At 71.8% G+C, this 19,173-nt stretch carries 13 protein-coding genes; 5 read left to right on the plus strand and 8 right to left on the minus strand.

Translation table 11 applies throughout. The annotated features are described in order from the left end of the window. Positions 1–140: 140 nt before the first annotated feature. The gene (locus tag JHN45_RS06000; RefSeq protein WP_200711166.1) at positions 141–1,754 is read left to right on the plus strand and encodes a ricin-type beta-trefoil lectin domain protein; all 1,614 of its coding nucleotides are present in this window, start codon (positions 141–143) and stop codon (positions 1,752–1,754) included. Positions 1,755–1,787: 33 nt separating this feature from the next. After that, entirely contained in the window at positions 1,788–3,248 is a 1,461-nt protein-coding gene (locus JHN45_RS06005) for a glycoside hydrolase family 76 protein (RefSeq protein ID WP_200711165.1), read from the plus strand. A gap of 7 nt (positions 3,249–3,255) precedes the next feature. Here JHN45_RS06005 and JHN45_RS06010 read toward each other — a convergent pair whose 3' ends face one another. Together JHN45_RS06010 and JHN45_RS06015 are read right to left on the minus strand one after the other, a co-directional pair. After that, the gene (locus JHN45_RS06010) at positions 3,256–4,173 is read right to left on the minus strand and encodes a pyridoxamine 5'-phosphate oxidase family protein (protein ID WP_200711164.1); all 918 of its coding nucleotides are present in this window, start codon (positions 4,171–4,173) and stop codon (positions 3,256–3,258) included. Beyond that, positions 4,170–4,868 (minus strand): hemerythrin domain-containing protein, encoded by a 699-nt coding sequence (locus JHN45_RS06015; protein WP_200711163.1) that lies wholly within the window; start codon positions 4,866–4,868, stop codon positions 4,170–4,172. The genes JHN45_RS06010 and JHN45_RS06015 overlap by 4 nt, the downstream gene beginning before the upstream one ends. A gap of 155 nt (positions 4,869–5,023) precedes the next feature. Here JHN45_RS06015 and JHN45_RS06020 point away from each other — a divergent pair, with 155 nt between their 5' ends. Next, positions 5,024–8,440 (plus strand): BTAD domain-containing putative transcriptional regulator, encoded by a 3,417-nt coding sequence (locus JHN45_RS06020; protein ID WP_307783043.1) that lies wholly within the window; start codon positions 5,024–5,026, stop codon positions 8,438–8,440. Between the two features lie 21 nt (positions 8,441–8,461). Here JHN45_RS06020 and JHN45_RS06025 read toward each other — a convergent pair whose 3' ends face one another. After that, positions 8,462–9,361, minus strand: coding sequence for an amidohydrolase family protein (locus tag JHN45_RS06025; protein WP_201048307.1), 900 nt, complete (start codon positions 9,359–9,361; stop codon positions 8,462–8,464). 279 nt (positions 9,362–9,640) lie between these two features. Between JHN45_RS06025 and JHN45_RS06030 the strand changes: the two genes are divergently transcribed. After that, on the plus strand, positions 9,641–11,122 hold the full coding sequence (locus JHN45_RS06030; RefSeq protein ID WP_201048339.1) for an MFS transporter: 1,482 nt from the start codon (positions 9,641–9,643) through the stop codon (positions 11,120–11,122). A 31-nt stretch (positions 11,123–11,153) separates the two neighbouring features. Here JHN45_RS06030 and JHN45_RS06035 read toward each other — a convergent pair whose 3' ends face one another. The 5 genes from JHN45_RS06035 to JHN45_RS06055 form a co-directional block, all read right to left on the minus strand. Next, the gene (locus tag JHN45_RS06035; RefSeq protein WP_236583418.1) at positions 11,154–12,794 is read right to left on the minus strand and encodes an ATP-binding SpoIIE family protein phosphatase; all 1,641 of its coding nucleotides are present in this window, start codon (positions 12,792–12,794) and stop codon (positions 11,154–11,156) included. A gap of 225 nt (positions 12,795–13,019) precedes the next feature. Next, complete coding sequence (locus JHN45_RS06040; protein ID WP_200711160.1) at positions 13,020–13,700, minus strand: class I SAM-dependent methyltransferase; 681 nt, start codon at positions 13,698–13,700, stop codon at positions 13,020–13,022. 196 nt (positions 13,701–13,896) lie between these two features. After that, on the minus strand, positions 13,897–16,071 hold the full coding sequence (locus JHN45_RS06045; protein ID WP_201048309.1) for a TerD family protein: 2,175 nt from the start codon (positions 16,069–16,071) through the stop codon (positions 13,897–13,899). A 59-nt stretch (positions 16,072–16,130) separates the two neighbouring features. After that, the gene (locus JHN45_RS06050) at positions 16,131–16,811 is read right to left on the minus strand and encodes an HAD family phosphatase (protein WP_201048310.1); all 681 of its coding nucleotides are present in this window, start codon (positions 16,809–16,811) and stop codon (positions 16,131–16,133) included. A 30-nt stretch (positions 16,812–16,841) separates the two neighbouring features. Further along, on the minus strand, positions 16,842–17,318 hold the full coding sequence (locus JHN45_RS06055) for an Lrp/AsnC family transcriptional regulator (RefSeq protein WP_201048311.1): 477 nt from the start codon (positions 17,316–17,318) through the stop codon (positions 16,842–16,844). Positions 17,319–17,488: 170 nt separating this feature from the next. On the opposite strand from JHN45_RS06055, the gene JHN45_RS06060 reads away from it, so the two are divergent. Next, positions 17,489–18,982, plus strand: a complete 1,494-nt coding sequence (locus JHN45_RS06060; RefSeq protein WP_201048312.1) for an FUSC family protein — start codon at positions 17,489–17,491, stop codon at positions 18,980–18,982. Positions 18,983–19,173 lie beyond the last annotated feature (191 nt).

Below are 19,173 nucleotides of genomic sequence, written 5' to 3' on the forward strand. Positions count from 1 at the left end.
TGACAGCACGGGCAGTTCACTCCCGGTTCATTCTGGTCCGGACCATTGACGGCCGAACCCGGCGGGTGGAACCCTCGCGATGGTTACGTTTCCAACGGTGAGTTCGTGCAGCCCCCCACGGCGAAGCAGGAGACCTCGACATGACCGTTCCGGCACCCTTCAGGAGACGCCTGAGCGCCGCCCTCACCATGGCGCTGCTGCTGGCCCTCGTCCCGGCCCTGCTGGTACTGCGCGCCGCACCGCCCGCACACGCCCTCGACAACGGCCTCGCCCGGACGCCCCCGATGGGCTGGAACGACTGGAACGCCTTCGGCTGCAACGTCACGGAGCAGCTCGTCGAGCAGACCGCCGACTATCTCGTCTCCTCCGGGCTGAAGGACGCCGGGTACCAGTACGTCAACATCGACGACTGCTGGATGACCTCGGCCCGCAACGCGGCGGGTCAACTCGTCCCCGATCCCGTCAAGTTCCCCGACGGCATCAGCGGCACCGCCGCCTACGTCCACAGCAAGGGCCTCAAGCTCGGCATCTACGAGAGCGCCGGCACCGCCACCTGCGCCGGCTATCCCGGCAGCCTCGGCCACGAGCAGACGGACGCCAACAGCTTCGCGGCCTGGGGCGTGGACTACCTCAAGTACGACAACTGCAACCACCAGAACGTGCCCGACCAGCAGCGCTACACCGCGATGCGCGACGCCCTCGCGGCGACCGGCCGCCCGATCGTCTACAGCCTCTGCAACTGGGGCCTCGCCGACGTGTGGACCTGGGGCGCGGGCGTCGGCAACAGCTGGCGCACCACCGACGACATCAACGTCAACTTCTCGACCGTGGTGTCCATTTACAAGGCCAACGTCAAACTCGCCGCGTACGCCAAGCCGGGCGCCTGGAACGACCCCGACATGCTCGAGGTCGGCAACGGCATGTCGTTCACCGAGGACCGCACCCACTTCAGCCTCTGGTCGGAGATGGCCGCGCCCCTGATCGCCGGCACCGACCTGCGCAAGGCCACCGCCGCCACGCTCTCCCTCTACGGCAACAAGGACGTCATCGCCGTCGACCAGGACTCCCTGGGCAAGCAGGGCACCGAGATCTCCAACTCCGGTGGCCTGCACGTCCTTTCCAAGCCCCTCGCCAACGGCGACGTCTCGGTCGTCCTCTTCAACGAGAACTCCTCCGCCGCCACCATCACCACCTCCGCCACGGCGGCCGGCCTCCCCTCGGCGTCCTCGTACAAGCTCAACAACCTCTGGTCGCACGTGATCAGCTCCACCGCCGGCACCATCTCGGCGAGCGTCCCCGGCCACGGCTCGGTCATGTACCGGGTCTCCGCGGGCAGCGGCACCAGCGTCGGCACCACCCACCCCCTGATCGGCGCCTCCTCCAACCGCTGCCTCGACGCCTACAACGGCGAGACCACCCCCGGCACCAAGATCGAGATCTGGGACTGCGGCGGCGGTACCAACCAGGCCGTGACCATCACCGCCGCCGGTGAACTCCGGCTCTACGGCGGCACCCAGTGCCTTGACGCCTACAACAACCAGACCGGCAACGGCACCAAGGTGCAGCTCTACACCTGCAACGGCGGCGCCAACCAGAGGTGGAGCCTCAACCCCAACGGCACCGTCACCGGCACCCAGTCGGGCCTGTGCCTCGACGTCACCGGCGGCGACCAGCCCGCGGGCAACGTCAACGGCATCGCGCTGGAACTCTGGTCCTGCAACGGTGGCGCCAACCAGCAGTGGCGCCTGGGCTGACCGCTCCCATTCCCCCACCTCGATGGAGCCGGCATGAATTCAACTGCTAGACGGATCAGGCGAGTCGGGACCGGTCTGATCGCCGCCCTGGCCCTGTTCGTGCCGGTCTCCACCGGCGTCGCGACCGCCGCCCCCGAGGCGACGATCTGCAACAACTACTGCGACGCCCGCGACCCCGCCCTGTCCCCGGGAGACCGGCAGCCCGTGTCGGCCACCATCTACTCCCGCACCCTCACCCTGCACTTCGACGACACCGACGCGATGGGCTGGGCCTCGATCACCAACGGCAGCCCCGGTGACGAGGTCTGGCTCGACCGCTCCTTCGACGGCGGCCGTACCTGGAGCTCGGGCAGCAAGCTCGGCGACACCACCATCCCTGCGGGTCAAGGTGGTTGGCGCACGCTGATGTACAACGTCGACGACTGGAACGCCCTCGGCGTCGGCGCCCTGCGCGCCTGCGGCAAGGCCGGTGACCGGGCCGAGATCGCCTGCACACAGTGGGCCCGGACGACCTGGAACGCGGGCAGCCGCGCGACCGCCGCCGCCACCGCGCTGATGCAGTCCTACAACCTGGGCACCGGCCTCTTCGACACCACCGGCTGGTGGAACTCCGCCAACGCACTGACAGCCGTCATCGACAACATCCGCGTCACCGGCATGGGCAGCTACAAGTACGCCATCGCCAACACCTACGACCGCAACCTCTCCGCCCAGGGCGGCAACTTCACCAACGACTACATCGACGACACCGGCTGGTGGGGACTGGCCTGGGTCGACGCGTACGACCTCACCGGCGACTCCCGCTACCTCAACACCGCCCGCGCGGACGCCGATTACATGGCCCGCTACTGGGACTCGACCTGTGGCGGCGGCGTGTGGTGGAGCACGGCGAAGACCTACAAGAACGCGATCGCCAACTCCCTCTACCTGGAGCTGAACGCGGCCCTGCACAACCGCGTCGCGGGCGACACGACGTACCTGGGGCGCGCCAACGCCGAGTGGTCGTGGTTCAAGGGCACCGGCGTGATCAACGGCTCCCACCTGGTCAACGACGGCATCAACCTGGCGACCTGCGGCAACAACGGCGACACGACATGGTCGTACAACCAGGGCGTCCTGCTCGGTGGTCTCTCGGAGCTGTACCGGGCGACCGGTGACTCGGCCCTCCTCACCACCGGCCGGCAGATCGGCGACGCCTCGACCACGTCGACGGCCCTCAACTCCGGTGGGATTCTGCGGGAACCGTGCGAGGCGAACGGCTGCGGTGGTGACGGGCCGTCGTTCAAGGGGGCGTACGTCCGGGGGCTGAGTGCCTTCAACTCCCGGCTGTCCGACCGCCCTTACACCTCGTACATCGCGCGGCAGGCCACCGCCGCCTACGCGAACGACCGCAACGCCCTCGACGCGTACGGGCTGCACTGGGCCGGGCCGCTGGACTCCACCGACGCGGCCCGGCAACAGAGCGCGCTCGACCTGATGAACGCGGCGAACTGATGGTCCGTCACTTGCGCTTCGCGGATGCGGCCAAGGCCTTGAACTCGTCCCACCGGACCCGGGGACGGGTCAGGCCGCGTCGCTCCAGATAGCGGGCGGTGGCGCGGCGGGTGTCGCGCAGGACGCGGATCGCGTCGGTCGGGCGGCCCGTGCCCATGGGTTCCACCACCTTGGCGGGGACCAGCAGCCAGCCGTCGCCCACGGCCTTCAGGGTGCCCCGGACCAGGGCGTTGTGCATATTGTTCAGCTGCTCGTCGTGCCGGTGCACCAGGAGCGAGGCCGGCCCCTCGGTCGCCGCGCAGTCGGCGGGCACCTCCACCGCGAAGCCGTCCCCGGCCGGTACGGGCCGCGTCCGGGCGAGCACCGGTGCCCCGGACGCGTCGCGCGCGGCGAGCACCGCCGAGGAGAAACGGGCGAGTTGGGCCGCGCCCGGCAGCAAGTGCTCCCCTTCCGGGGCCTGTTGGGCCGACACGGGGAGCGGCGGTCGTACGACGATCTGGTCCGGGGTGACGGTGATCAGGAGCCGGAGGTAGTACCAGGTCGTCAACGGCCGCATGGGAGCGGAGACATACGCCCTGCTGTGCGGCTGCCGTTCGAAGAGCATCCGCCAGTAGTCCTCGGCTCCCTGAGGGCCCGTCATGATCTCGTCGGGGCACTCGGCACGGCCGCCGACGAAGATCTGCGGGGCGTGGTCGAGACCGCTGCCGGTGGGGTCGGAGAAGAGGAGGGCGACGCGGCCGTCCCGGCGGATGTTCAGCGCCTTCTGCGCGAAGGCCAGCGACGTGCTCAGCAGAAGCGTGCCGTCCTTCTGCCGCCGTACGGCGGTCGGCCAGACCAGCGGTGTGCCGTCGCGGCCGAGGGTGACGAACTCGCAGGTCCGGTAGGCGTCCAGGACGTCGAGCGGTGCGGAGTCGAGAAGGGTCATCGGTTCTGCTCCCCGTCCAGCGGGCCGCGTATCGCCCGGCAGGCGGCAGCGTACTGGCGGCGGCCGACGGCCTTCCACAGCACTCGGCCGACCAGTGGGGTCCTGTCGAGGAAGTACGCCCGCTCCTCGGGAGTGGCGTCCTCCAGGATCGCGCCGAGCGCGATCAACAGCCTGTTCCTGGGGATCCGTTCAAGACCACGGCGCCCGACCAGGTCCCATTCCTCGACCGACAGGTGTTCCGAGACCAGGGGCAGCACCAACTGCTCCTCGTCGTCGAGGTGTTCGAGCAGCACGGCCGAGTGCTGCTCCAGCGCGAGCGCCAACTCCTCGCCTGCGACGGTGTCCGCGGCCCGCTCCCACGCGGCCGTCCACTCCGTCGCGACCGTCAGACTCACGTCGATGCGCTGGTGCTGCTCCTCCATGCGTGCCACCAACTGGGCGTCCGGGGCCCGGTCTTGGAGGTGCGGCCAGATGAGGTCGTCCTCGACGGAGTGGTGGCTGTGCAGTCCCGCCACGTACTCGCGCAGATGCTCCGCGACCTTCGTCGCGCGGGCGGTGTCGCCGTCGGGGACGGCTCGTACCAGGCGGGGCAGATACGCCGACTCGCGGCGGAAGACCCGGTGGACCACGATCATCTCGTGCGTGTACGGACGCTCGGCCGTGGGAAGTTCGTCCGTCGTGCTGCTGGGTGACACGCTTGCTTGCTCCAACGATCGGATATCGGCAACAGCCTCCCAGGGTGGTGCGGCCTTCTTGGCGTTCACTTGGGGCCCTTGGCCGCAGGCTTGCGGGAAGGGCGTTTATCGTCCGTTGACCGGGCTGCGACAGGGCTCGGGTAGATTCCCGCGCCGTGCTGCGTATTCGAGTCCTGGGTTCGTTGGGCGCCGATGACGAGGGGCGACCGGTAGGGCTCGGTGCTCCACGTCAACGGGCCGTGCTGGCGCTGCTGATCGCGGCCCGCGGCACCGTCGTGCCCGTCGACCGGATCACGGACGCGCTGTGGCGCGGGGCACCGCCGAACCGTGCCACGGTCTCCCTGCACACCTATGTGTCCCACCTGCGCCGCGCCCTCGAACCGGGTCGGCCGCCGCGCACCCCGGCGACCGTGCTGGTCACCGCGCCGCCCGGCTACGCCCTGCGGCTGCCCGAGGACGCGGTGGACGCCTGGCGCTTCGAGACCTGGGTGGCCCGCGCCCGGCACGCCCCGCCCGAGGAGGCCCGCGCGCTGCTCGCCGAGGCGCTCGCCTGGTGGCAGGGCCCGGCCTTCGCGGAACACGCGGACGAGGCCTGGGCCGAGCCGGAGGTGACCCGCCTGACCGCACTGCGCGCCGAGGCCCGCGAACTCGCCGTCGCCGCCGACCTGCGCACCGGCCGCCCCGCCGAGGCGGTACCGGCCGCCGAACTCCTCGTACGGGAAAGCCCGTTGCGGGAGGAGGGATGGCGGCTGCTCGCCCTCGCCCAGTGGGCCTGCGGACGACAGGCCGACGCCCTCGCCGCGCTACGGGGCGCGACCCGGGTGCTGCGCGAGGAACTCGGCTGCGACCCCGGCCCGGCACTGGCCGAACTGGAACAGGCGGTACTGAGCGGACGGCTCGACGTGCTGCGAGCGCAGGTGCCGCACCGTGGTGAACCGCGTGCCGAGCAACGAGCGTTGGCCGTCCGGCACGGCGAACACCGGGCCAGGACCAGCGAGTTCGACGGCGAAACCGGCCTCGTGCCGAGCCACAGCGGTGAACCACGCGCCGGAGCCGCCCTCTTCGTCGGCCGTGACAGTGAACTCCACGCGGTGGACACCGCCGCGCGGGCCGCCCGGCGGCGGGGCGGTGTCGTACTCGTCACCGGTGAGGCCGGGGTCGGCAAGTCCGCGCTGCTCGGGCGGGTCGAAGGACGACTGCGGTCGGCCGGATGGACGGTGGTCGTCGGGCGCTGCCCGCAGTACGAGGGCGCGCCGCCCGCCTGGGCCTGGGCGGAGGCGCTCGGCGCGCTCGCCCGCGAACTGCCGCCCACCCGCCCCGCCGAACTCGCCGTACTGCTGCGCGAGCAGGACAGCGCGGCCGTCACGACCCGGGACGAGGCGACCGCCGGCCGCTTCCGCATGCATCGCGCCTTCGCCGCCTGGCTCCGCGCGGCGGCCGGTGAGTTCCCCCTCGCCGTCCTCCTGGAGGATCTGCACCGGGCCGACGGCGAGACCCTCGCCCTGCTCGAAGCCGCGGCCGGCGTCACCGGCGTACCCCTGCTCACCGTCGCCAGCTACCGGCCCGCCGAGGCGGGGGAGCGGCTGGGCAAGACCCTCGCCCACCTCGCCCCCGTCGCACCGCGCCGCATCGCGCTGAGCGGTCTCGGCCCGCACGACGTCGCCACCGTCGTCGACGCCGTGTGCGGTGAACCGGTGGACCCCTGGACGGTCACGGCCCTCGCCGAACGGACCGGCGGCAACCCCTTCTACGTCCTGGAGAGCGCACGCCTGCTGGCCAGCGAGGGCGCCCTCGTCGCCGTCTCCGAGGTCCCGCAGGGCGTACGCGACGTCCTGCGCAGACGGCTCGCCCTGCTGCCCGCCACCGCCCGTGAGGCCCTGCGGCTCACGGCCGTCGTGGGTCTGGAGGGCGACGCGACCGTCCTCGTCGACGCGGCCGACACCGACGAGGACACGGTGCTGGAGGGCCTCGACGCGGCCCTCGCCGCGGACCTGCTGACCGAATCCGGGCCCGGACGGGTCCGGTTCGTGCACGCGCTGGTCCGCGACACCGTGTACACCGACCTGTCCGGCGTACGCCGGGCCCGGCTGCACGCCCGCATCGCGCAGGCGCTCCGCCGCCACCGGCCGCACGAACTCGCCGCCCTGGCCCACCACTTCGCCCACTCCGGCAACACCGCGCACGCACCCCTCGCCGTCGACTACGCGCTCCGCGCCGCCGAGGCGGCCGAACGGCGCTACGCCCACGACGTCGCCGTGGACCTCATCCAGCAGGCGATCGAGACTCACACGGCGGCCAAAGGCCCGGCTCAACTGGACGACACCGTAGGCCTGTTGGTGCGGCTGCTCGGCGCGCAGGTCAGGGCCGGTTCCACCGAAGCGGCCCGCCGGACCCGGCAGCGCGCCGTCGAACTCGCCGAACAGGCCGACCGGGGCGACCTGGTGGCAGCGGTCTACGGCGCCTGGACCGAACCAGCGCCCTGGCGCAGCAGACTGGAGGGCTTCGGCGACCGGACCACCCTGGAGCGCCTGGAACGACTCGCGGCCGATCCCGGACTCGACGACCCCACCCGCGCACGGGTGTTGCAGGTCTACGTCGAGGCGGTGGCCGTCGAGAACGCGCCCCGCGCCCTGGAAGCGGCCCGCACCCAACTCGCGCTGGCCCGCGCCAACGGCGAACCACGCCTGCTCGCCGCCGCGTTGATGACCTCGGCCAGGCTCCTGCCACTGGAGACCCAGGCCGCCGAGCGGACCCCGCTGGTCGCCGAACTCCGCCGACTCGCCCACGCGCACGACCTGCCCGCCTACCGTTGGGTCCCCGAACACCTCGACGGCATGACCGCCGGCACGCTCAACGACCCCGCCGCGGTACGCCGGCACACCGAGCGGGGACTCGAACTCGCCCACCGCTACCGCATGGTGTGGGCGCAGGGCCTGGGCGTCGCGACCTCGGCCATGCTGGCGACGGTCGCCGGCCGCTTCGGCGCGGCGGAGGCCGGATACGCCGAGGCCGACGTCCTGCTGCGCCGCGTCGGCTCGCACCACGCCCGCGGCCTGCACACCCTGGGACTGACCACCGTCCGGCTCGCCCAGGACCGGGTGGCCGAGATCGAACCGGTGATGCGGAGGGTCTACGAGACCGTCGGCGCCCCCTGCGGAGTGGCCCTCGCCCTCATCCTGGCCCGCCTCGGCAGACTCGACGAGTCACTCGCGGTGCGCTGCCCGCCGGAGCCCGTGACGGACCACCTGTACGGCCTGGAACTCGACTTCCGCGCCCAACTGGCCGTGCTGCACGGCGACTTGGACCTGGCGTCGGCACTGGTCCCGCAGCTGCTGCCGGTCCGGGACCAGCTCGCCGGCGCGGCCGGAGCCGCCTACGCGACCCGCCCCCTCGCCCACGCCCTCGCCGACCTGTACCGACTCCTGGGCGAGGACGGTCCGGCCGCCGACAACTACACCCTGGCCGAGCGCACCGCCCTCGCCTGGGGCTCGACCCACCTGGCCGACCGGGCCCGCGAGGCGATGGCAACGTTGGCGACCGCGCACGCGCGGCGCCGGACGTTCGCGACGTAGGAAGGGCGAGGAGTCGACCCGTCATCCCTGTCCGGTCAGCAGCCTGCGCGGATTGGCGATGCGGAAGGCGTACGCCGCCGCTCCGCCCAGCCCATGACCCGGATGCCGGGGAGGCTCGGCGTACGGCCGGTCCGAGCCCTGGACCACGGCGTTCACACCGAGCGCGCGGACGGTCGCCTCGACGGCGGTCGGGCCGTAGGACGACGTCTCGACGAACACCCCGAGGTCGGCCCGTGCGGGTCCGCCGCCCCGGGCGGCCAGCCGCTCCCCGTGCAGCGGGGCGAGTCCGGCCAGCAGGGCGAAGCACACCCGCAGGCGCGGGTGGCGCGGCCGGCCGAAGGCGTGGAAGGCGTACCAGGCGGCGTGCATCTGCTGGACGTACGGCACCATCGCGGGCCACCAGCCGGGGTTCGCCGAGGAGCCCACCGCGGGCCCCGGGTGGACGAGGAGCGGGAGGTCGCGTTCTTCGAGCAGGTCGAGGAGCGGGGCGCAGCGGTCGTAACCGGCCGCGTCCGCAAGGGAGTTGGCGGGGAGCTGGAGACCGGCGAAGCCGCGGTCGAGATCCTTGGCGGTCGCCGTCGCGTCGATGTCCCGTACACAGGCCGCGGCCCAGGCCCCGAACGGCTCGGGCAGCGCCGCCGCGCCGTCGTGGTAGGCGTCGAGCAGCGGTCGTGCCTCGGCGGCGGGCAGCCACTCCACGCCGATCGGGGCCGACAGCGAGACGAGCACCCGGTCGAGACCGTCGGCGGCGGCGAGTTCCGCGCGCCGGGCGATGTCATGGTCTCCGGGCGATATCCCGAAGGGCGGTTCACCGTCCAGGAACAGGGTCCAGCCGTCCAGATACGGCGGTTCGCGGCGGGCACGCAGAGCCGTCACCAGCGAGGGGGTCCACAGATGCTGGTGCACGTCGACGTTGGTCATGTCGCTTCTCCCGCCAAGGCGTTGAGTGTGCCGTCGACGACGACCACGGTCACGACTGGTCTCTCCCCATGTCCTGTCATGTGTGAACCTAGCCCCTGGGCCGCCGATGATCGAGTGGTGGGGAGCGGGGGCCGGGCGTACCGTCGAACGGTGAGCATCCGGTGGGCGTGACCGCCCACCGTCCCCTCGCGAGTGCGAAGCACCATGAGCAGCGGCCCCCGGCAAGTCTCCCCAGCGCAGACCGCCACCACCCGGGACACGGGCGGTGGCGGAAACACCATGGCGCTGCTGGTGATCGCCTCCTGTCAACTGATGGTGGTCCTCGACATCACCATCGTGAACATCGCGCTCCCGCACATCCAGAGCGCGCTGGGGTTCTCCACCACCAGCCTGGCCTGGGTCGTCAACGCCTACACCCTCACCTTCGGCGGTCTGCTGCTGCTCGGCGGCAGGGCCGGTGACATCCTCGGCCGGCGGCGGGTGTTCGTGTTCGGCGTGCTGCTCTTCGTGGTCGCCTCCCTCCTCGGCGGGTTGTCCCAGAACTCCGGCGAACTCCTCGCCGCCCGTGCCCTCCAAGGCGTCGGCGGCGCCATCGCCTCCCCGACCTCCCTCGCCCTCATCAGCACGACGTTCCGCGAAGGACCGGAGCGCAACCGGGCGTTCGGGGTCTTCGCCGGTGTCTCGGCGGGCGGCGGCGCGATCGGACTGCTGATGGGCGGGATCCTCGTCGAGTGGCTGAACTGGCGCTGGGTGCTCTTCGTCAACGTGCCCATCGGGCTGCTCATCGTCCTCGCCACCCCGCGCTGGATCCGCGAGTCCGAACGCCACCCGGGCCACTTCGACATCACCGGCGCGCTGACCTCCACCGTGGGCATGGTGCTGCTGGTCTACGGCTTCATCCGGGCCGCGCAGGAGGGCTGGGGGGACTGGCTCACCCTGGCCTCGTTCGGCGCGGCCGTCGTCGTCCTCGCCGGGTTCGTCCTGGTCGAGCGGCGCTCCCGGCAGCCGATCACCCCGCTGCACATGTTCCGCGACCGCAACCGGGCCGGGACGTACGGCATCATGCTCTGCCTCTCCGCGGCGATCTTCGGCATGTTCTTCTTCCTCACCCTCTTCGTGCAGGACGTGCTGGGCTTCAGCCCGCTCATGGCCGGCTTCGCCTTCCTGCCGGTCAGTGCCGTGATCGCGGTCGGCGCGGGCCTGGCCTCGCGGTTCCTGCCGACCTACGGGCCCAAGCCGTTCATGGTGGTGGGCGCGATCCTCGCCGCCGGCGGCCTGTCCTGGCTGACGCTGACGGACGTCCACTCCACCTACGCGGGCAGTGTGCTCGGCCCGATGCTGGTGTTCAGCCTCGGCATGGGCATGGAGTTCGTGTCGCTGACCCTGATGGCGCTCTCCGACGTTCCCGTCCAGGAGACCGGCGCGGCCTCCGGACTCCTCAACGCCATGCAGCAGGTGGGCGGTTCACTCGGACTGTCCATCCTGGTCACGATGTTCGGCACGGCCAGCAGGAACGAGGCGAAGGACCAGATCCCCGCGTTCCTCTCCCAGGCGACCCCGGCCGAGCGCGTCCGCTTCCAGCACACCGGCCAACTCCCGGGCATCTGGGGCGATCACGTGCTGACCGCCGGAGCCGCGGCCGCGTTCGTCATGGCCGCGATCTTCACCGTCGTCGCCGCGCTGATCGCCGTCGTCGTCATCCAGGTCCGCCCCTCCGACCTGGAACGCCTCAAGGGCGGCACGGGAGTCGGGCCGGTCTGAGAGCAAAACCCCTACTCCGTCCGGCTGTTCGTCAACTCCCGTGATACGGCGGCTCTTTCGGGATCCGCTGCTCGAACCACACCACCTTGCCCGTGCTCAGCCGCGTCGCCCCCCAGCGCTGTGCGAGCCGGTCCACGAGGAACAGTCCCCGACCGCCCTCGTCGCCCGGCCCCGCCTCCCGCATCCGGGGCACCTGCGGCGAGTCGTCGGTCACCTCGCAGCGCAGCACGTCGGTCCGCAGCAGCCGTAGGGAGATCGGTCGTGAGGCGTACCGCACGGCGTTCGTGACGACCTCGCTGACCATGAGTTCCGTGGTGTCCAGCAGGGCGTCCAGGCCCCAGCGGCGCAGCACCCGGCGGGTCAGCCGGCGGGCCTGGCCCGCGGTGAGCGGGTGCGGGTCGAGGTGCCAGTAGCCGACGCTGTCCGGCGGGAAGCCCTCGAAGCGGGCGGTGAGCAGCGCGATGTCGTCGTCGCGGGGGCCCGGCGCCAGCGCGGCCAGGATGCGGTCGCACAGTCGCTCCAGCGAGGACAGGCGGTGTCCGTGCCGGGTGGACTGGAGGTGGGTGCGCAGGGCCTCGACGCCCGTCCCCACGTCCACGGCCCGGGACTCGACCAGGCCGTCGGTGTAGAGCACCAGGGTGGTACCGGTGGGCGCGGGCATCTCCACCGACTCGAAGACGACTCCGCCGACGCCGATCGGGGCGCCGGGCGGGACCCGCAGGACTTCGGCGTGGCCGTTCGGGCGCAGCAGCACCGCGGGCGGGTGGCCGGCGTTGGCCATGAGGAGGCGGTGCGAGATCGGGTCGTAGATCGCGTACAGGCAGGTCGCGATGTGGTCGCTGCCGAGCCGCTGGGCCTGTTCGTCGAGGTGGTGCAGCACCTCGTGCGGGGGCAGGTCGAGACCGGCGAGGGTCTGCACGATGGTGCGCAGCTGGCCCATGATCGCGGCCGAGGTCATGGAGTGGCCCATGACGTCGCCGACGATCAGCGCGACCCGGTTGCCGGGCAGCGGTATCGCGTCGTACCAGTCGCCGCCGACCTGCGCGGTCTTCGACGCGGGCAGATAGCGGCTGGCCAGCTGGACACCGGTCGGCTCGGGCAGCGAGGAGGGGAGCATCGTGTGCTGGAGCGTGTCCGCGACGGAGGCCTCGTGGCCGTACATCACCGCCTTCTGGACGCCGATCGCGGTGTGCGTGGCCAGCTGGGAGGCGACGAGGAGGTCGTCGCCGGTGAACACGGAACGGTCGGGGCGGCGCAGCAGCACGACGGTGCCCATGACGTGGTGGCGGCCGTGCAGCGGGGCGATGATCAGCCTCCGGCCCTGCGGCAGCGTCCCCGGCGCGCTCGCCGCGGGCCCCAGCAGCTCGGCCACCGCGGGCCCGATGTCGTCCGCGTCGCCGAAGGCCGGCTGCCCGGCCAGCAGCAGCTTCGCGAGCCGTCCGTCGAGCACCGGCTGCACCCGGTCGGTCACGTCCGCGTACTCGGCGTGCGGCATCAGCAGCGCGCTCCTGGACTCCGGTGCCCGGTCGATGCTGTGCAGCTGCAGGACGACGGGTGCGGACGACTTCTCGTCCCCGACGGGCAGCGGATCGTGCAGGTGGATGACGATCGCGTCCGCGAAGGCGGGCACCGCCGCCCACCGCAGCTCCCGCAGCGTCTCGTCCAGGTCCATGCCCCGGGCGATCCGCCGGGTCGCCACATCGAGGTACTGGAGGCGGTCGGTCTGCGGTGCGGGCGCGAGGGGCGCCCGGTCCCAGTCCGGAACCGGCGCCGGGCCGCTCGCCGAACCGCCTCGCCGGGCGGTTCCGGCGGGGCCTTCGCGGGGGCTGTGTGGCTCCGTCACGCTTCGTCCCGTCCACTGGTGCGGCCACTGGGCCGCCGGGTCGGTGCTACGGCCTCAGTCGCGCCGTCGGCAGCAGAGGAAGACCTGTTCCTCGGGCGGGACGTCGGCCACCGCCGGGGCGTAGGTGTAGGAGGTCTCCTTCACGATCTCGAAGCCCGCGTCGTCCAGGATCTTGTGCAGGTCGTCGAGGAGATAGCCGGAGACCCTGATCGTGTTGCCGAGGAACGGGATCGCGAAGTCGTCCACATGAGCCTCCACCATCGACAGGGCGAACAGCCCGCCCGGGGTCAGCAGGTGGTGGATCGAGCGCAGGGCGAGGGGGATCTCCGCGCGCGGCAGCATCAGCAGGGAGAAGAACGCGGCGACGCCGTCGAAACGGCCCAGGTCGGTCGGGCCGCCCGGACGCAGGTCGGCCAGGTCCAGCTGGTGGAACGTACCGGCCGGGACGTACTTCCGGGCCAGCTCCACCATCCGCCGGGACAGGTCCACGCCCACCAGCTCGAAGCCCGCGTCCGTCAGCTGCCGGGCGGTCGGCACACCGGTGCCGCTGCCGAGGTCCAGCACCCGGGAGCCCGGACGCAGGGACGCGACCAGCCAGTCACCCGCGGCGATCTGGCCCTCCTTGTGCGGGAAGGCCTCGTCGTAGCGGTCCCCGATGGCGTCGAAGGCCTCGGCCTGACCCGAGCGGTCGAGCCGCAGGCTGCCGTATTCGGCCCCGTCGTTCGCTCTGCTCACTGAAGTGGCCTTTCATCCGCGCATAGAGGATTGTCCCACACGTGGGGAAAGCGCGTTTCAAGTGGGAGAACGCCGTGAGGGGTGCCCTGGGGCACCCCTCACGCGACGTCGAGGGCGAGGAAAGCGAGCGGACTAAATTCATTAGGAAGATGAGAAGGAAGTCCGTTCATGGCCTCGCCACGGCTGACGCTACCAGTCAGGCGGGGATCAGGTCGCGCAGATTTTCCAGGGTCACGATCCGCGAGCCCTCGGGTAGCCCGTCCGGGCGCCGCAGACCGATGTAGGTCACCGGACCGTCGTCCGGCACCGTCCCGCCGTCCCACAGCGTCACCTCGGTCGCCTCCCCGGTCATCAGCTCGACGAGATGCCACACCGTGAGCTGCTCACGCTCGACGATGCCGCGCAGCAGGTTCGCCACCGTCAACCGGTTCTCCTCCACCCGGTTCGCGGACGGGCTGCCCTTGAGGTACAGGTGCAGCCACTTCGCCCGCCAACGGCCGTTCTCCCCGCGCAGGAACACCAGCGGCAGCGCGACCCGCCCCGTCCCGCGCAGCTCCGACTTCATCCGCACGGTACGCGGCTCGAACGGCCGCCCCTGCTGCTCGCCCTCGCGCAGCATGAACCCGAAGAACGACTCCTCGACCTCCTCGAAGCCCTCGCCCGCGAAGATGTTGACCTGCGGCACGACGAACGCCCCGCGCACGGCACCCAGCCGCAGATTGATGAACTCCGAGGCCCCGTCCGGCGCTTCGGTGATGTCACCGGAGTGCTCACCCTCGACGTCGGTGAGCGAGGTGTACGACAACCAGGTGTTCGTCGAGTAGTCCGCGTTGAGCATCAGCGCCGACAGATCGAAGTCGGTGCGCTCCTCGGACTCCTTCCAGTACACGAAGAAGCGCAGCAACTCGCCCTCCACCTGCGACACGGACCCGCGCGGCAGCACCCCGAGCCCGGCCGCCGTCGCCTTCCCGCTCAGCGGCAGCGCCACGTCGAGCACGTCCGGATCGATCAACAGCCGCTCCGGAGAAGGCAGTCGACGCCGCGTCTCGTCGTCCAGCACAGCGATCAGCCGCGCCCGCTCCTCCGGCCCCACGACCGTCCGCTCGTCGTCGGTCACCCAGGCGCGGCCGCGCCGGTTCACGAAGACCCGCAACTCCCCGGTCTCCCGGGCCCTGTTGTGCAGATGCTCGCGCACCGACAGCACCACCCGGCCGGACACCTCGGGCGCGACCTCCTCGGCGGCGGCCACCACGGCGTCCCGCTCCTCCTGCGTGAGCGCGGTGCGCAGCAGCCGGTCCAGCGCGCGGTAGAGCTTGCCGGGCGCGGACTTCAGCAGCTTCACCGCCCCCAACACATCGTTCTCCGCGAGGAGTTCCTCGACCCGGCCGTCGAACGACCGCGCCTTCAGCTCACCCCGCGCGACCGCGAACACGTCGGCCGCGTGCGGCCACCGCGGGTACTCGTGCGGGTGCAGCCGCTCACCGAGCCGCTTCCACTCCTCGCGGTGCGCGGCCACGTCGGCGAGCTTGGCGGGCGACGCGGCGACGACCGAGTCGAGCCCCGCGAGCAGCGCCCGTCGCACCGGCCGGGACAGCGACCGGAAGCGGGTCGGCTCCGCCAGCGCCACATCGCCGTCCGAGAGCGCGCAGGCCAGCCGCAGCACATCGGTGACGGTGTCCAGCAGCAGGCCCGAACCGACCTTGAGGCGGGCCTGGTTGACGACCGCGCGGTTCTCCCGGACCGGGATCGCCTCGGGCTGCGGCCCGTCGGCGCACCGCTCGGCCAGCGCCCGCAGATCGTGCAGGTGCTCCTCGCTCAGCGGTGTGACACTGCCCGCCAACGCCAGGTACAGGGCGGTGAGTTCACCGTCCAGGTCGCCGCCCGGGTGCAGCACCGTGATCCGGTCGCCGGCCGCCGCGATCAACTGGTCCTGGGCGGCCAGCATTTCGGCGTACGTGTGCTGATACCGGCCGTAGGTCGGCAGGTCGAGCAGGTTCACCACTCCGGACCGCAACTGCTTGAGCGTCGCGGACGAGGTCTCCTCGTCGTAGAGCGCGTCGGCGACGCACGCCATCCAGAAGTCCACGGTGTCGGGCACGTCGGCCGGGAAGTTGATGAAGTACGTGTTGTGCTGTACGTGGTCGCCGACCATCTGGCGGACGGTCCGCAGGGTGCGGCCGGCGATCCGGGCGACCGTCTCCCCGGACAGCCCCGACAGTCGTTCCAGCAGCTCCGGGGAGAGCTTGAAGCCCACGGACAGCAGCACGGCGTCGAACTGCCGCGCGACGGTGGCGCCTTCACCCACGGGACCCGTGGGCGTGGGGACGCGGAGCGTGTGCCGGATGACCAGCGGTTCGAGTCGGTCGATCATTCCAGCATGCTCCCAGAACCGAACAAGCGGGCGCATTCGGGTTTTACGTCTTCAGGGGGTCAGCCGACCAGCCAGTCGTACGCCGCCCGCGCGCTGAACTCCGCCTGGCCGCCCCGCAGCAGCAGCCCCGCCGTGGCGAACTCGGGGGCGTCGGCCTGCGCGGTCACGTACGGGATCGCGATGCAGCGCATGCCGGCCGCGTGCGCCGCCGCCGCGCCCGGAGCCGCGTCCTCCAGGACCACACAGTCGGCCGGAGCCGCCCCGAGCCTGCGGGCGGCCTCCAGGAAGACGTCCGGCGCGGGCTTGCCCTGGGCGACCTCGTCCGCCGACACCACCGTCCGCAGCACCGTGTCGAGCCCGGTCCCCGACAGGATCGCCTCGATCGCCTCCGGCGACGAACCCGAGGCCACGGCCATCGGCACTCCCTCGGCGGCCAGCAGCTCCACGAACTTCCGCATCTCCGGATACGCGTGCGTGGCGGCCCGGGCCAGCGCCAGATAGCGGCTGTTCGTCTCCGTGAGCAGCTCGCCCACCGGCGTCTTCAGGCCGTGGCGCTCTTTGAGGAGGGCGAGGGTCTCCTGTGTGCTGATGCCGACGAAGCGCTCGTGCTGCGCCCAGGTGAAGTCCGGGACGCCGTGCTCGGCGAGGGTCTGCCGGGTGGCTTCGTAGTAGTTCGGCTCGCTGTCCACGAGTGTTCCGTCGAGATCGAAGATGACCGAGAGGCCGCCGAGGTTGCTCATGCGACCAGCATGCCAAGGGATGCCGAGGGGTCACTTGCCGGCCGCGCGGCCGACCGACTCCACCAGCGGCAGCAGGCGGTGCGGTACCCGCTCGCGCAACACCATCTCGGTACGCGTGCGCACCACCCCCGGCAGGCTGATCAGCCGCTGGATCACATCCTCGAGATGACCGTTGTCCCGCGCCACGACCCGGGTGAGCAGATCCCCGCCACCCGTGATCGAGAACGCCTCCACGATCTCCGGTACGGCGGCCAGCGCGTCCCCCACCTCGTCGAGGCGCCCCTGGGTGACCTCGATGTGCACGAACGCGAGCACCGGGTGGCCGAGGGCGGCGGGGGACAGGAAGGGACCCGTACCGGTGATCACGCCGTCCCGCTCCATCCGGTCCAGCCGGGCCTGGAGGGTTCCCCGGGCGACGCCGAGGAGACGGGCGTACTCGCGCACGCTGGTGCGCGGCTGCTCCAGGAGCAGTCGCAGGATGCGGGTGTCGAGTTCGTCCACGCTCATGGCACATGACTGTACCAATGGCTCAATTGCAATTTGCTGTGCCAATGGTCCAGTGAATCGGAGGTCGCTTGAGCCGGCCTGCCGGGTGATGTTGTGATGGGTGCGTCGATGGCGCTGCGGACCTCCGCGGCGCCTTTTTCGTGTGGGTGTGCGCAAGGGGCGGGGAAGCAGTGCTGAAGCGGGTGTTCGTGGCTCCGGATCCGGGGCGGACGCGGTTGCGTTTCGCCGCGCGGGCCGTGCTCGGTATCGGCCTTGCCGTGGTCGTCTGCGGGCTGACCGGACAGTCTCTCGCGGGTGCCGTGACCGGCGGCCTCGCCGCGCTGCTCGCCCTGTTCACGGTCACGGACGCCACAGTGCGCGGGCAGGCCGTCACCACCGCGCTCCTGCCCTGCGTGGGCCTCCCGGTGCTCGCCGCAGCGGCCGAACTGCACACTCACCCCGTCGCCCGCGACCTCACCTTCCTCGCCGTCGTCGGCGCCGGCGTCTACGCCCGCCGCTGGGGACCGCGCGGCCACAGCCTCGGTGTGTTCGCGTTCATGACCTTCTTCGTGGCCCAGTTCCTGCACGCGACCACCGCCCAACTGCCCGCGCTCTACGCCTCCGTGGCCCTCTCCGTGCTCACCGCGGCGACGGTCCGCTTCGGCCTCTGGTGCTACGAACGCCGACTGCCCACACCCGCCGTACCCGCCCCGCCGACCGGTCGCGGCCTGGCCCGGGTGACCACCCGACAGGCCGTCCAGGCGACGGCGGGCGCCGGATTCGCCCTCGTAGTGGGCCAGTTGGTGTCAGGCCAGCGCTGGTACTGGGCCGTGGGCGCCACCTGGTGGATCTTCGTCAACACCGCCTCGCGCGGCGAGACCGTGGTCCGAGGCTTCCGCCGCGTCCTCGGCACGGTCCTGGGCATCGCGCTGGGCCTGCTGATCGCCGTACCGGTGCACGGCGCCCCCGTCCCCACCGCGATCCTGGTCGCCGCCTGCGTCTTCGGGATCTTCTACTCGGCAGCCGTCTCCTACACGTGGATGATGCTCTCGGTGACCTTGATGGCAGAGCTGCTCTACGGCCTCCTCGGTGTCCTGACCCCCGGCCTGCTGGCGCTGCGGTTCGCGGAGACCGGCGTCGGCGCGCTCGGCGCCGTACTGGCCGTCCTGCTGGTGCTCCCGGTGACCACCCACACCACCACGGACGCCTGGATCCAACGCGCCCTGCGCTGCGTCCACACCTGCACCGCCGAGGCCGCCGCCCGCCTCGCCGGCTCCGGCCGGGCCGATCCCGCCGCACGCATCGCCGAACTCGAACAACTCCTCGGCCGGGTACGGCTCTCCGTCGCACCCCTCGTCCACCCGCTGAACCCGATGCTCGGCCGCAAGCGCCGCGCCCGCCGGGTGCTGGCCCTGCTCGACGACTGCGCCCACGAGATCCGCGGCCTGGCCACGGTGGCCGCCGACCCGCAGGCCTCCCACGACACCCGCCTCGCCGCCGCCTGCCACCGCGTCGAGACCGCGGTCGAGGCGCTCACCGACGGCGAGGCGTCACCGCTCACGACGACCGCGGCCGGGCCGCCGGCGGAACCCGCGCTGGCTCACCTCCACGGGCTGGAGCGAGCACTCGCGGAACTTGCGGGTCCGCTGCGGGTGCGGTCGGGTTCGGGGCTAGTGGGGGCCTGAAGTGGGTTCGGCCCGGTGAGGGGGGCCTCGCGCGCCGGGCCTGCCCGGTCACCGCGTCGGGAGCGCGGTCGAGGCCCTCGCCGGCGGTGTGATGTCGCCGCTCGTCGCCACGTCGACCGGGCGGGGGTGGCGGCCGAGGCGCGACCCGTCCGTCCGGCCAACCCGCGTAGGCCCATCTGTAGCGGCTGGCA

The sequence above is a fragment of the Streptomyces sp. MBT53 genome (assembly GCF_016654115.1).
Taxonomy (GTDB): Bacteria; Actinomycetota; Actinomycetes; order Streptomycetales; family Streptomycetaceae; genus Streptomyces.

What these genes read in the sequence shown, in the direction of transcription:
- JHN45_RS06000 (WP_200711166.1), top strand. Translation starts at nt 141, where the DNA reads ATGACCGTTCCGGCACCCTTCAGGAGACGCCTGAGCGCCGCCCTCACC.
- JHN45_RS06005 (WP_200711165.1), top strand. Translation starts at nt 1,788, where the DNA reads ATGAATTCAACTGCTAGACGGATCAGGCGAGTCGGGACCGGTCTGATC.
- JHN45_RS06010 (WP_200711164.1), bottom strand. Translation starts at nt 4,173, where the DNA reads ATGACCCTTCTCGACTCCGCACCGCTCGACGTCCTGGACGCCTACCGG.
- JHN45_RS06025 (WP_201048307.1), bottom strand. Translation starts at nt 9,361, where the DNA reads ATGACCAACGTCGACGTGCACCAGCATCTGTGGACCCCCTCGCTGGTG.
- JHN45_RS06030 (WP_201048339.1), top strand. Translation starts at nt 9,641, where the DNA reads ATGGCGCTGCTGGTGATCGCCTCCTGTCAACTGATGGTGGTCCTCGAC.
- JHN45_RS06035 (WP_236583418.1), bottom strand. Translation starts at nt 12,794, where the DNA reads ATGGACCTGGACGAGACGCTGCGGGAGCTGCGGTGGGCGGCGGTGCCC.
- JHN45_RS06045 (WP_201048309.1), bottom strand. Translation starts at nt 16,071, where the DNA reads ATGATCGACCGACTCGAACCGCTGGTCATCCGGCACACGCTCCGCGTC.
- JHN45_RS06050 (WP_201048310.1), bottom strand. Translation starts at nt 16,811, where the DNA reads ATGAGCAACCTCGGCGGCCTCTCGGTCATCTTCGATCTCGACGGAACA.
- JHN45_RS06055 (WP_201048311.1), bottom strand. Translation starts at nt 17,318, where the DNA reads ATGAGCGTGGACGAACTCGACACCCGCATCCTGCGACTGCTCCTGGAG.